The 12937-nt window shown below is 53.8% G+C and carries 8 protein-coding genes, 1 tRNA gene and 3 rRNA genes; 3 read left to right on the plus strand and 9 right to left on the minus strand.

Translation table 11 applies throughout. The features are described 5' to 3' along the window. Nucleotides 1–106: 106 nt before the first annotated feature. Nucleotides 107–1036: a homoserine O-succinyltransferase gene (gene metA, locus FD428_RS20210; protein ID WP_012134677.1), complete on the minus strand. Its 930-nt coding sequence runs from the start codon at nt 1034–1036 to the stop codon at nt 107–109. A gap of 156 nt (nt 1037–1192) precedes the next feature. Here metA and FD428_RS20215 point away from each other — a divergent pair, with 156 nt between their 5' ends. Beyond that, nucleotides 1193–1630 (plus strand): acetyltransferase, encoded by a 438-nt coding sequence (locus FD428_RS20215; RefSeq protein WP_058668401.1) that lies wholly within the window; start codon nt 1193–1195, stop codon nt 1628–1630. A 202-nt stretch (nt 1631–1832) separates the two neighbouring features. Here FD428_RS20215 and rrf read toward each other — a convergent pair. The 4 genes from rrf to FD428_RS20235 form a co-directional block, all read right to left on the minus strand. Beyond that, nucleotides 1833–1948 (minus strand): 5S ribosomal RNA (gene rrf / locus FD428_RS20220). A gap of 95 nt (nt 1949–2043) precedes the next feature. Further along, nucleotides 2044–4948 (minus strand): 23S ribosomal RNA (locus tag FD428_RS20225). A gap of 226 nt (nt 4949–5174) precedes the next feature. Then, nucleotides 5175–5250 (minus strand) — tRNA-Glu (locus tag FD428_RS20230). An 85-nt stretch (nt 5251–5335) separates the two neighbouring features. Then, nucleotides 5336–6877 (minus strand): 16S ribosomal RNA (locus FD428_RS20235). Together the 16S, 23S and 5S rRNA genes with 1 tRNA gene alongside form the textbook arrangement of a ribosomal RNA operon. 622 nt (nt 6878–7499) lie before the next feature. On the opposite strand from FD428_RS20235, the gene purH reads away from it, so the two are divergent. Together purH and purD are read left to right on the plus strand one after the other, a co-directional pair. Then, nucleotides 7500–9089 (plus strand): bifunctional phosphoribosylaminoimidazolecarboxamide formyltransferase/IMP cyclohydrolase, encoded by a 1590-nt coding sequence (gene purH / locus FD428_RS20240; protein WP_114848811.1) that lies wholly within the window; start codon nt 7500–7502, stop codon nt 9087–9089. 15 nt (nt 9090–9104) lie between these two features. Next, on the plus strand, nt 9105–10394 hold the full coding sequence (gene purD / locus FD428_RS20245) for a phosphoribosylamine--glycine ligase (RefSeq protein WP_114848812.1): 1290 nt from the start codon (nt 9105–9107) through the stop codon (nt 10392–10394). Nucleotides 10395–10468: 74 nt separating this feature from the next. Here purD and FD428_RS20250 read toward each other — a convergent pair whose 3' ends face one another. The 4 genes from FD428_RS20250 to nfi form a co-directional block, all read right to left on the minus strand. Next, complete coding sequence (locus tag FD428_RS20250; RefSeq protein ID WP_114848813.1) at nt 10469–11161, minus strand: DUF1481 domain-containing protein; 693 nt, start codon at nt 11159–11161, stop codon at nt 10469–10471. Between the two features lie 11 nt (nt 11162–11172). Next, the gene (gene hupA, locus FD428_RS20255) at nt 11173–11445 is read right to left on the minus strand and encodes a nucleoid-associated protein HU-alpha (RefSeq protein WP_001044509.1); all 273 of its coding nucleotides are present in this window, start codon (nt 11443–11445) and stop codon (nt 11173–11175) included. Between the two features lie 186 nt (nt 11446–11631). Beyond that, the gene (locus FD428_RS20260) at nt 11632–12222 is read right to left on the minus strand and encodes a YjaG family protein (RefSeq protein ID WP_012133796.1); all 591 of its coding nucleotides are present in this window, start codon (nt 12220–12222) and stop codon (nt 11632–11634) included. 42 nt (nt 12223–12264) lie between these two features. Beyond that, nucleotides 12265–12936 (minus strand): deoxyribonuclease V, encoded by a 672-nt coding sequence (gene nfi, locus FD428_RS20265; RefSeq protein ID WP_114848814.1) that lies wholly within the window; start codon nt 12934–12936, stop codon nt 12265–12267. Between the last annotated feature and the right edge of the window lies 1 nt (nt 12937).

The following is a 12937-nucleotide window of genomic DNA, read 5'->3' on the forward strand; positions in this document are numbered from 1 at the left end:
AATAAAGTTTAATTACAAGATGAGCGGCATTTCAGAAATAAAAAAGGCACCCGAAGGTGCCTGTTTCAACATGCTGAAACGCTTTAGGATCGTGCGCTACAGAAGATTAATCCAGCGTTGGATTCATGTGACGCAGATCATATGGCGTGATCTGGTAGACGTAATAGTTGAGCCAGTTGGTAAACAGCAAATTACCGTGGCTGCGCCAGGTCGCGCGAGGTTTGTTTTGCGGATCGTTTTTCGGGAAATAGTTGTACGGTACATTCGGACTTAAACCTGCTTCAACATCCCGGAAATATTCACTGGCCAGCGTATGGGCATCGTACTCCGGGTGACCGGTTACAAACGCGATTCGTTTATCTTTGCTGGCGAACAGGTAGGCATCTCCATCTTCGGTTTCCGCGAGGATCTCAAGGTCGGTATAGTCCCGAATCAGCGCCGCCGGGAAGTCGGCATAGCGTGAGTGCGGAGCAAGGAATGAATCATCAAAACCACGAGTCAGTAAAGCATGAGGATGAAGGATGTGATGTTCGTAGACGCCGGAAAGTTTATCTGTGCGGGTTTGCTTCGGAATGCCATAGAGAATATTAAGCGCGGCCTGTACCGCCCAACAGACAAACAGCGTTGAGGTGACGTGATCTTTCGCCCACTCCAGCACCTGCTTAATCTGCGGCCAATACGCAACATCATTAAACTCCACCAGACCCAGAGGCGCGCCGGTGACAATCAGCCCATCGAAGTTCTGATCGCAGATATCCTCGAAGTTACAGTAGAAGTTGTTCAGATGCTCTGCCGGTGTATTACGCGATTCACGGGCATCAATCCGCAAGAGCTGAACATCGACCTGAAGCGGTGAGTTTGACAACAGGCGCAGGAACTGGTTTTCCGTTTCGATCTTCTTCGGCATCAGGTTGAGGATAAGCACCTTCAGCGGACGAATTTCCTGACCAGAAGCGCGGGATGTCGTCATAACAAAGACGTTTTCCTCACGTAAGAAATTGACGGCGGGTAGCTCGTCCAGCACGCGAATTGGCATAACCTGATAACCTCACTACATACGTTTAAACGTTTAGACATCCAGATAGCTGAAGATACCCAGAAATTCTTCTAATGTCGAGCCTGCATGTTGAAGGTGAGAAAGTTTCACGGCGGTGTTTACGATAGAATATAAGCACAAAGAAAAGGAGATAATATGGTTATTAGCATTCGCCGATCGCGGCAGGATGAAGGGGAAAAACTGATTGCTATCTGGTGTCGTTCTGTTGATGCTACGCACCATTTTCTGTCTGCATCCTATCGGAGCGAGCTGGAAGAGCTGGTGCGTTCTTTTTTACCAGAAGCGCCGTTATGGGTGGCAGTGACAGAGCAGGATGAGCCCGTCGCGTTTATGCTGCTGACCGGGCAGCACATGGATGCCCTGTTTGTCGATCCCGACGTTCGTGGCTGCGGCGTAGGGAAATTGCTGGTTGAGCATGCGTTTACGCTGGCCCCCGAGTTAACAACCAACGTTAACGAACAGAATGAACAAGCGGTTGGGTTCTACAAAAAGATGGGATTTAAAGTGACAGGACGTTCAGAGGTAGACGATCTTGGCAGGCCGTATCCGTTATTGAATCTGGTTCATACGTAGGCCGGATAAGCGCAGCGTCATCCGGCAGAACAGCGCATATATGCCGGATGGCGGTGTGAACACCTTATCCGGCCTGTAAAAACATCCCGGGTATTTTGCACACAGTCTGTAGGCCGGATAAGGCGCGGCCGCCATCCGGCTGCACCCGGACTCATGAACGCAAAAAGGCCATCCCTCAGGATGGCCTCTTCACTTAATTAATGCCTGGCAGTTCCCTACTCTCGCATGGGGAGACCCCACACTACCATCGGCGCTACGGCGTTTCACTTCTGAGTTCGGCATGGGGTCAGGTGGGACCACCGCGCTACGGCCGCCAGGCAAATTCTGTTCGTCTAATGCCTCCGGCATTAAACACTAATCTGTAATCAGGCTGAAAATCGTCTCTCAAATCGCCAAAACATCTTCGGCGTTGTAAGGTTAAGCCTCACGGTTCATTAGTACCGGTTAGCTCAACGCATCGCTGCGCTTACACACCCGGCCTATCAACGTCGTCGTCTTCAACGTTCCTTCAGGACTCTCAAGGAGTCAGGGAGAACTCATCTCGGGGCAAGTTTCGTGCTTAGATGCTTTCAGCACTTATCTCTTCCGCATTTAGCTACCGGGCAGTGCCATTGGCATGACAACCCGAACACCAGTGATGCGTCCACTCCGGTCCTCTCGTACTAGGAGCAGCCCCCCTCAGTTCTCCAGCGCCCACGGCAGATAGGGACCGAACTGTCTCACGACGTTCTAAACCCAGCTCGCGTACCACTTTAAATGGCGAACAGCCATACCCTTGGGACCTACTTCAGCCCCAGGATGTGATGAGCCGACATCGAGGTGCCAAACACCGCCGTCGATATGAACTCTTGGGCGGTATCAGCCTGTTATCCCCGGAGTACCTTTTATCCGTTGAGCGATGGCCCTTCCATTCAGAACCACCGGATCACTATGACCTGCTTTCGCACCTGCTCGCGCCGTCACGCTCGCAGTCAAGCCAGCTTATGCCATTGCACTAACCTCCTGATGTCCGACCAGGATTAGCTGACCTTCGTGCTCCTCCGTTACTCTTTAGGAGGAGACCGCCCCAGTCAAACTACCCACCAGACACTGTCCGCAACCCGGATTACGGGCCCACGTTAGAACACCAGCCATTAAAGGGTGGTATTTCAAGGGCGGCTCCATGCAGACTGGCGTCCGCACTTCAAAGCCTCCCACCTATCCTACACATCAAGGACCAGTGTTCAGTGTCAAGCTATAGTAAAGGTTCACGGGGTCTTTCCGTCTTGCCGCGGGTACACTGCATCTTCACAGCGAGTTCAATTTCACTGAGTCTCGGGTGGAGACAGCCTGGCCATCATTACGCCATTCGTGCAGGTCGGAACTTACCCGACAAGGAATTTCGCTACCTTAGGACCGTTATAGTTACGGCCGCCGTTTACCGGGGCTTCGATCAAGAGCTTCTCCCGAGGGATAACCCCATCAATTAACCTTCCGGCACCGGGCAGGCGTCACACCGTATACGTCCACTTTCGTGTTTGCACAGTGCTGTGTTTTTAATAAACAGTTGCAGCCAGCTGGTATCTTCGACTGATTTCAGCTCCATGGGTAAACCACTTCACCTACATATCAGCGTGCCTTCTCCCGAAGTTACGGCACCATTTTGCCTAGTTCCTTCACCCGAGTTCTCTCAAGCGCCTTGGTATTCTCTACCTGACCACCTGTGTCGGTTTGGGGTACGATTTCGTGTTACCTGATGCTTAGAGGCTTTTCCTGGAAGCAGGGCATTTGTCACTTCAGCACCGTAGTGCCTCGTCATCACGCCTCAGTGTTAAAGTGCACCGGATTTGCCTGGAGCACACACCTACACGCTTAAACCGGGACAACCGTCGCCCGGCCGACATAGCCTTCTCCGTCCCCCCTTCGCAGTAACACCAAGTACAGGAATATTAACCTGTTTCCCATCGACTACGCCTTTCGGCCTCGCCTTAGGGGTCGACTCACCCTGCCCCGATTAACGTTGGACAGGAACCCTTGGTCTTCCGGCGAGCGGGCTTTTCACCCGCTTTATCGTTACTTATGTCAGCATTCGCACTTCTGATACCTCCAGCAACCCTCACAGGCCACCTTCAACGGCTTACAGAACGCTCCCCTACCCAACAACACATAGTGTCGCTGCCGCAGCTTCGGTGCATGGTTTAGCCCCGTTACATCTTCCGCGCAGGCCGACTCGACCAGTGAGCTATTACGCTTTCTTTAAATGATGGCTGCTTCTAAGCCAACATCCTGGCTGTCTGGGCCTTCCCACATCGTTTCCCACTTAACCATGACTTTGGGACCTTAGCTGGCGGTCTGGGTTGTTTCCCTCTTCACGACGGACGTTAGCACCCGCCGTGTGTCTCCCGTGATAACATTCTCCGGTATTCGCAGTTTGCATCGGGTTGGTAAGCCGGGATGGCCCCCTAGCCGAAACAGTGCTCTACCCCCGGAGATGAATTCACGAGGCGCTACCTAAATAGCTTTCGGGGAGAACCAGCTATCTCCCGGTTTGATTGGCCTTTCACCCCCAGCCACAGGTCATCCGCTAATTTTTCAACATTAGTCGGTTCGGTCCTCCAGTTAGTGTTACCCAACCTTCAACCTGCCCATGGCTAGATCACCGGGTTTCGGGTCTATACCCTGCAACTTAACGCCCAGTTAAGACTCGGTTTCCCTTCGGCTCCCCTATGCGGTTAACCTTGCTACAGAATATAAGTCGCTGACCCATTATACAAAAGGTACGCAGTCACCCCATAAAGAGGCTCCCACTGCTTGTACGTACACGGTTTCAGGTTCTTTTTCACTCCCCTCGCCGGGGTTCTTTTCGCCTTTCCCTCACGGTACTGGTTCACTATCGGTCAGTCAGGAGTATTTAGCCTTGGAGGATGGTCCCCCCATATTCAGACAGGATACCACGTGTCCCGCCCTACTCATCGAGCTCACAGCCTGTGCGTTTTCGTGTACGGGACTATCACCCTGTACCGTGCGACTTTCCAGACGCTTCCACTAACACACAAGCTGATTCAGGCTCTGGGCTCCTCCCCGTTCGCTCGCCGCTACTGGGGGAATCTCGGTTGATTTCTTTTCCTCGGGGTACTTAGATGTTTCAGTTCCCCCGGTTCGCCTCGTTAGCCTATGTATTCAGCTAACGATAGTGTGACAGGTCACACTGGGTTTCCCCATTCGGACATCGCCGGGTCAAGGGTTCATATCACCTCGCCGGCGCTTTTCGCAGATTAGCACGTCCTTCATCGCCTCTGACTGCCAGGGCATCCACCGTGTACGCTTGGTCGCTTAACCTCACAACCCGAAGATGTTTCGTGAAACATTTCGTGTTGCGAAAATTTGAGAGACTCATACACACTTTACGTGTGTCGTTTCAATTTTCAGCTTGATCCAGATTTTTAAAGAGCAAATATCTCAAACGTCACCCGAAGATGAGTTTTGAGATATTAAGGCAGGTGACTTTCACTCACGAACCAGCAAGTGGCGTCCCCTGGGAGGTCTGACCTCATCAGTTGAACGCTGGCGTCCCCTAGGGGATTCGAACCCCTGTTACCGCCGTGAAAGGGCGGTGTCCTGGGCCTCTAGACGAAGGGGACACTGAAGTCTCAATCGCAAGACGCCTTGCTTCTTTCTTTTCATCAGACAATCTGTGTGGGCACTGCAAAGGCAGGTTCTTTAAGGTAAGGAGGTGATCCAACCGCAGGTTCCCCTACGGTTACCTTGTTACGACTTCACCCCAGTCATGAATCACAAAGTGGTAAGCGCCCTCCCGAAGGTTAAGCTACCTACTTCTTTTGCAACCCACTCCCATGGTGTGACGGGCGGTGTGTACAAGGCCCGGGAACGTATTCACCGTGGCATTCTGATCCACGATTACTAGCGATTCCGACTTCATGGAGTCGAGTTGCAGACTCCAATCCGGACTACGACATACTTTATGAGGTCCGCTTGCTCTCGCGAGGTCGCTTCTCTTTGTATATGCCATTGTAGCACGTGTGTAGCCCTGGTCGTAAGGGCCATGATGACTTGACGTCATCCCCACCTTCCTCCAGTTTATCACTGGCAGTCTCCTTTGAGTTCCCGGCCGGACCGCTGGCAACAAAGGATAAGGGTTGCGCTCGTTGCGGGACTTAACCCAACATTTCACAACACGAGCTGACGACAGCCATGCAGCACCTGTCTCACAGTTCCCGAAGGCACCAAGGCATCTCTGCCAAGTTCTGTGGATGTCAAGACCAGGTAAGGTTCTTCGCGTTGCATCGAATTAAACCACATGCTCCACCGCTTGTGCGGGCCCCCGTCAATTCATTTGAGTTTTAACCTTGCGGCCGTACTCCCCAGGCGGTCGACTTAACGCGTTAGCTCCGGAAGCCACGCCTCAAGGGCACAACCTCCAAGTCGACATCGTTTACGGCGTGGACTACCAGGGTATCTAATCCTGTTTGCTCCCCACGCTTTCGCACCTGAGCGTCAGTCTTCGTCCAGGGGGCCGCCTTCGCCACCGGTATTCCTCCAGATCTCTACGCATTTCACCGCTACACCTGGAATTCTACCCCCCTCTACGAGACTCAAGCCTGCCAGTATCAGATGCAGTTCCCAGGTTGAGCCCGGGGATTTCACATCTGACTTAACAGACCGCCTGCGTGCGCTTTACGCCCAGTAATTCCGATTAACGCTTGCACCCTCCGTATTACCGCGGCTGCTGGCACGGAGTTAGCCGGTGCTTCTTCTGCGGGTAACGTCAATTGCTGTGGTTATTAACCACAGCACCTTCCTCCCCGCTGAAAGTACTTTACAACCCGAAGGCCTTCTTCATACACGCGGCATGGCTGCATCAGGCTTGCGCCCATTGTGCAATATTCCCCACTGCTGCCTCCCGTAGGAGTCTGGACCGTGTCTCAGTTCCAGTGTGGCTGGTCATCCTCTCAGACCAGCTAGGGATCGTCGCCTTGGTGAGCCGTTACCCCACCAACAAGCTAATCCCATCTGGGCACATCTGATGGCAAGAGGCCCGAAGGTCCCCCTCTTTGGTCTTGCGACGTTATGCGGTATTAGCTACCGTTTCCAGTAGTTATCCCCCTCCATCAGGCAGTTTCCCAGACATTACTCACCCGTCCGCCACTCGTCAGCAAAGCAGCAAGCTGCTTCCTGTTACCGTTCGACTTGCATGTGTTAGGCCTGCCGCCAGCGTTCAATCTGAGCCATGATCAAACTCTTCAATTTAAGTTTGATGCTCGTGAATTAAACTTCGTAATGAATTACGTGTTCACTCAGAGACTTGGTATTCATTTATTGTCCGAAGACATCAAGAATCCATGTCACTTTGAGTGCCCACACAGATTGTCTGATAAATTGTTAAAGAGCAGTTGCGACGCGCTTTAGCGCTCTGTCGCGAGGTGGCGTATATTACGCTTTCCTCTTTCAGAGTCAACCCTGAATTTCAGGATTTTTCTCTTTAATCAACCGGCTGTTTGTGTGAAGTGATTCACATCCGCCGTGTCGATGGAGGCGCATTATAGGGAGTTCTCCGCAGGCCGCAATAGAAAAATGACAGAAAAATGACTGACTGCTGCATTCCCCAGCAAAACCCCGCCTTATACCCTTTTACACACAGAGTTATCCACAATCCTGGCGATCATTTCCTGAATCTCTCCTTAATAAAGACGCGCTCAATACAGGAATAAAAGGGTATCGAATGGAAAAAGAAAAATTCGCGAGCGTTGCGCAAACGTTTTCGTTACAATGCCACCGCAAAACAAGGATGCCCCGTAAGGGGCGTTAGCTGAGTTTTTCACGAAAAATTCAGCTAACGCTCTCTGTAATAGTCAAATCCAGGGGATTTACCATGCAACAACGTCGTCCAGTCCGCCGCGCTCTGCTCAGTGTTTCTGACAAAGCCGGTATCGTCGAATTCGCCCAGGCACTTTCCGCACGCGGTGTGGAGCTGCTGTCTACAGGGGGCACTGCCCGTCTGTTAGCAGATAAAGGTCTGCCGGTGACCGAAGTTTCCGATTACACCGGTTTCCCGGAAATGATGGATGGACGCGTGAAGACCCTGCATCCGAAAGTACACGGCGGTATTCTCGGTCGCCGTGGTCAGGATGACGGAATTATGGGACAACACGGTATCGCGCCAATCGATATGGTTGTTGTTAACTTGTACCCGTTCGCCCAGACTGTCGCTCGTGAAGGTTGCTCGCTGGAAGATGCCGTAGAGAACATTGATATCGGCGGCCCGACCATGGTGCGCTCCGCTGCCAAGAACCATAAAGATGTCGCTATCGTTGTAAAGAGCAGCGACTACGACGCCATTATTAAAGAGATGGATAGCAACGACGGTTCTCTGACCCTTGATACCCGTTTCGATCTCGCCATTAAAGCCTTCGAACACACCGCTGCCTACGACAGCATGATTGCCAACTACTTCGGCAGCATGGTTCCGGCATATCACAGTGAAAGCAAAGAGGCCGCTGGCCGCTTCCCGCGTACCCTGAATCTGAACTTCATTAAGAAGCAGGATATGCGCTACGGCGAAAACAGCCACCAGCAGGCAGCCTTCTATATAGAAGAGAATGTGCAAGAAGCATCTGTTGCGACCGCGCAGCAGGTACAGGGCAAAGCGCTCTCCTACAACAATATCGCCGATACCGATGCGGCGCTGGAGTGTGTGAAAGAGTTCAGCGAGCCCGCCTGCGTCATCGTGAAGCACGCTAACCCGTGTGGCGTGGCGGTAAGCACTTCTATTCTCGACGCTTACGATCGAGCATACAAGACTGACCCGACCTCCGCATTCGGCGGCATCATCGCGTTTAACCGCGAACTGGATGCCGAAACGGCACAGGCCATCATCTCCCGTCAGTTTGTTGAAGTGATCATTGCGCCTTCCGCATCTGAAGACGCCCTGAAGATTACCGCCGCCAAACAGAACGTGCGCGTCCTGACCTGCGGCCAGTGGGCACAGCGTGTGCCGGGCCTGGACTTCAAACGCGTTAACGGCGGCCTGCTGGTTCAGGATCGTGACCTGGGTATGGTGACCGAAGGCGAACTGCGCGTGGTAACCAAACGTCAGCCGAGCGAGCAGGAACTGCGTGACGCGCTGTTCTGCTGGAAAGTAGCAAAATTTGTGAAATCCAACGCGATTGTGTACGCGAAAGAGAATATGACTATCGGTATTGGCGCGGGCCAGATGAGCCGCGTTTATTCCGCGAAGATCGCCGGTATTAAAGCGGGCGATGAAGGCCTGGAAGTAAAAGGTTCCGCAATGGCCTCTGACGCGTTCTTCCCGTTCCGCGACGGTATTGATGCTGCGGCCGCCGTTGGCGTGAGCTGCGTGATCCAGCCCGGTGGCTCCATCCGTGATGATGAAGTCATTGCCGCCGCTGACGAACACGGCATCGCGATGATCTTCACCGACATGCGTCACTTCCGCCATTAATTCACGGAGCAGACAATGAAAGTATTAGTAATCGGCAACGGCGGGCGCGAACACGCCCTGGCGTGGAAAGCGGCGCAATCACCGCAGGTTGAAACCGTGTATGTCGCGCCAGGTAACGCCGGAACAGCGCTGGAACCGGCGCTGCAAAACGTCGCTATTGGCGTCACGGATATTCCGGCACTGCTGAGCTTTGCCCAGAACGAGAAGATCGATCTGACCATCGTCGGCCCGGAAGCGCCGCTGGTGAAAGGCGTGGTGGATACTTTCCGCGCCGCTGGCCTGAAAATCTTTGGCCCAACCGAAGGCGCCGCACAGCTGGAAGGCTCCAAAGCCTTCACCAAGGATTTCCTCGCCCGTCACCAGATTCCGACGGCGGAGTACCAGAACTTCACGGAGATCGAACCCGCGCTGGCTTACCTGCGTGAGAAAGGCGCGCCGATCGTCATTAAAGCCGACGGACTGGCTGCCGGGAAAGGCGTGATTGTGGCGATGACGCTGAGCGAGGCCGAAGCCGCCGTTCATGACATGCTGGCGGGTAACGCGTTTGGCGACGCGGGACACCGTATCGTGATCGAAGAGTTCCTCGACGGTGAAGAAGCGAGCTTCATCGTGATGGTCGATGGCGAACATGTGTTGCCAATGGCCACCAGCCAGGATCACAAACGCGTCGGCGATGGCGATACCGGGCTGAATACCGGCGGTATGGGCGCTTACTCCCCGGCGCCGGTGGTGACCGACGAGGTTCATCAGCGCACGATGGAGCGCATCATTTGGCCAACCGTAAAAGGCATGGCGGCGGAAGGCAATACTTATACCGGCTTCCTGTACGCCGGGCTGATGATCGATAAACAGGGCAACCCGAAAGTTATCGAATTCAACTGCCGCTTTGGCGACCCGGAAACCCAGCCAATCATGCTGCGTATGAAATCCGATCTGGTTGAACTTTGTCTGGCTGCCTGCGACGGTAAGCTGGACGTGAAAACGTCTGAGTGGGATGAGCGCGCATCGCTCGGCGTGGTGATGGCGGCTGGCGGTTATCCGGGCGACTACCGCACAGGCGATGTGATCCACGGTCTGCCGCTGGAAGAGGTGGCGGACGGTAAGGTATTCCATGCCGGAACCAAACTGGCGGAAGATGACCGGGTCGTAACAAGCGGCGGTCGCGTACTGTGCGCCACTGCGCTAGGCCATACCGTTGCCGAAGCACAGCAGCGTGCCTACGCGCTGATGGCAGATATCCACTGGGATAACTGCTTTAGCCGCAAAGATATCGGCTGGCGCGCGATCGAACGCGAGCAAAACTAACGCTGACACCTCTTATCCGGCCTATGGAGAGCAACTGTAGGCCGGATAAGACGCAAGCCGCCATCCGGCAATCATCAGAACGTCTTCTCTATAGGTTGCCAGTGGCAGAAGTCTTCATTGGCCACCAGCAGCAGCTGAGAGCCATCAGGCGCCTCCAGCCATGCCACACTCACCTCTATCGATGAACGCTGCTGACGTCGCTCTATGTGGCTGATAGCCCACACATCCAGGTCTGGTTTCAACGTTTCGCCTTCGCAGGTAGTTACCGTACGGTCTGCATGCCAGCGTCCCTGACGCAGCACGACGCGCCCCTGACGCAATGCGTCACTGGTCTGGCGGATCTGATTGGCGCGATAGCGGTATAAGGCGATCTGGTCGCTGGAAAGCTGCTGCTTCTGCCCGTCGACTTCATGCTGCATAAAACTGAGCTCGCCATGATCGTCGAAGCGTGCGCGAATATGTTCAGAAGGTTTGCTGTAAATATTGAGTTCAATCAGGGAGAGCATGTCGCCCTGCCAGCGGTATTCGCTGGTTGTGGTGCTGCCGTTACGCCACGGGCTAAAGACCGAGAGCAGATGGACGCCATCGCTGGAATCTTTACGCCAGATGCGTACCGCACCCTGGTCGTCAACATAACCGCTGGCCGTAAACGGTGGAAGCGTTGTGTTATGGCTACAAGCAGACAGCAACAGCGCGCCTGCCAACGTCAGCATACGACGCCAGACAGACAAAAGGGGCGAGAGCGCCCCTTCATTAAAACTGTTCACTGCCACGCGAATTACTTAACTGCGTCTTTCAGTGCTTTACCAGAAACAAACGCCGGTACATTCGCTGCAGCGATTTTGATTTCTTTACCGGTCTGCGGGTTGCGGCCAGTACGCTCAGCGCGGTGGTTCACTTTGAAGGTACCGAAACCAACCAGTTGTACAGCATCGCCTTCTTTCAGAGACTCAGTAATAGCAGCCAGAGTGGATTCCAGAGCAGCTTTAGCCTGGGTTTTGGACAGTTCTGCTTTGTCTGCAATTACATCAATCAGTTGAGTCTTGTTCATAAGTTATCCTTACAATGTGTTTATCGCTTGCTAAGCATCGAGTGCGACGGAAATGCCAGAAAAGCACTCTCCTGCATACACGCACCGATAGCCACTTTTTTTCGCCCCCCAAATGTAGACCAGACGGGGGGCGGAAGGGAAGCCTCCAGGCACGACAAATCAGGCGTTAAATCACGTTTTCTGGTGTCATTGCTCAAAATTTATACCGATATTGCTCTCACCGGCCTCGCGCAGGTCTGCCCGAAGCCCTTTTATCAGCTCAATATCGCGTTCTTCGCAGTCGGCCAAAAGTCGGAATATTTCCCACTGAATGTCCCATTCCTGTTCAACAGCCGGGTTTTCTTTGAGCTCTTCATCGGTCATTTCTCGACCAGCCTGAGTCATTTCCAGCATCGCAACCGTGGTAATGGATGTCTTACTGACCTCAATGGCATGTTCCAGCGTTTCGCCACTGAGACGAGAATGCATTAACTCGCTTAATGCAACGCAGGCATCAATCGCCGGGTAAACGCCGTACAGATCAAAATCGTCAGCAGCCGGAATCGCTTCCTCAAACTTTTCCAGCTGGCTGTCAAAATTGACCTTCGCATCTTTCACCGTCAGCGTTTCCCAGATGAGATCCAGGATTCGGCGGTACACCTGCCCATCGCCAAAACCCGTCTGCTGACAGAACATGGCATAGTTCGGATACATACGCTCGCACAAACAAGCCATAAAGGTGACGTGCTGCCAGCTTTCCAGGCGTTCCAGACGCAGATGAATCGGGTTTTGTAACATGTTGAATTCTCGAAATCAGAAATGAGCCGCAGTGTACCTGAATCAGCGGTGATTTGCTTGCCAGCGCATAAACGCCGGACGCTCTGATGCCACCGCATCCGCCCAGCGCGTCGGTTCCGGCAGACGGTAGCCTTGCATACAGCGCTGCACCCACGCCAACGCGCTGTCGGTACTCACGCGATGTCCGGTCGCGATAAACAGCGGGTTACAGCGCGCTTTACTGCGCCAGACCCAGGCTAACTGCTCGCCTTTGTCCATCAGCGGGGCCAGCGCGCCAGGTTCGGCGGAAAGCGGCTCAAACTTGCCGCACAGCCGTTTTTTCGCTACGCCGATGGTGGGTACATCCATCATCAATCCAAAGTGGCTTGCCACCCCCAGACGACGCGGGTGGGAGATACCGTGTCCATCGACAAAGACTAAATCCGGTTTTTGCGACAGCTGTTCCCACACCGCCAACAGCGCAGGATACTCGCGAAAGGAGAGGAAGCCGGGAATATACGGCATGGTAGTGGCGATACGCGCCACTTTGTATTCCACCAGCTCAAGCGCTGGATACGTCAACAGCACCATCGCCGCTCGCGTCACTTCCCCGCCCTGCTCGAACCCAACATCCGCCCCGGCGATCAGATCCGGCGGATCGTTATCAAGGCGATCCTCGCGGATCACCGACGAGGCGAGTTCGATTTGTTGAGCGCGTAGCGACGCGAGATCCATA

This window comes from Citrobacter sp. TBCP-5362, assembly GCF_005406305.1.
Classification (GTDB): Bacteria; Pseudomonadota; Gammaproteobacteria; order Enterobacterales; family Enterobacteriaceae; genus Citrobacter_B; species Citrobacter_B koseri.

Excerpts from the sequence above, each read along its gene's own strand:
- metA (WP_012134677.1), bottom strand. The coding sequence starts at position 1,036 with ATGCCAATTCGCGTGCTGGACGAGCTACCCGCCGTCAATTTCTTACGT.
- FD428_RS20215 (WP_058668401.1), top strand. The coding sequence starts at position 1,193 with ATGGTTATTAGCATTCGCCGATCGCGGCAGGATGAAGGGGAAAAACTG.
- purH (WP_114848811.1), top strand. The coding sequence starts at position 7,500 with ATGCAACAACGTCGTCCAGTCCGCCGCGCTCTGCTCAGTGTTTCTGAC.
- purD (WP_114848812.1), top strand. The coding sequence starts at position 9,105 with ATGAAAGTATTAGTAATCGGCAACGGCGGGCGCGAACACGCCCTGGCG.
- hupA (WP_001044509.1), bottom strand. The coding sequence starts at position 11,445 with ATGAACAAGACTCAACTGATTGATGTAATTGCAGACAAAGCAGAACTG.
- FD428_RS20260 (WP_012133796.1), bottom strand. The coding sequence starts at position 12,222 with ATGTTACAAAACCCGATTCATCTGCGTCTGGAACGCCTGGAAAGCTGG.
- nfi (WP_114848814.1), bottom strand. The coding sequence starts at position 12,936 with ATGGATCTCGCGTCGCTACGCGCTCAACAAATCGAACTCGCCTCGTCG.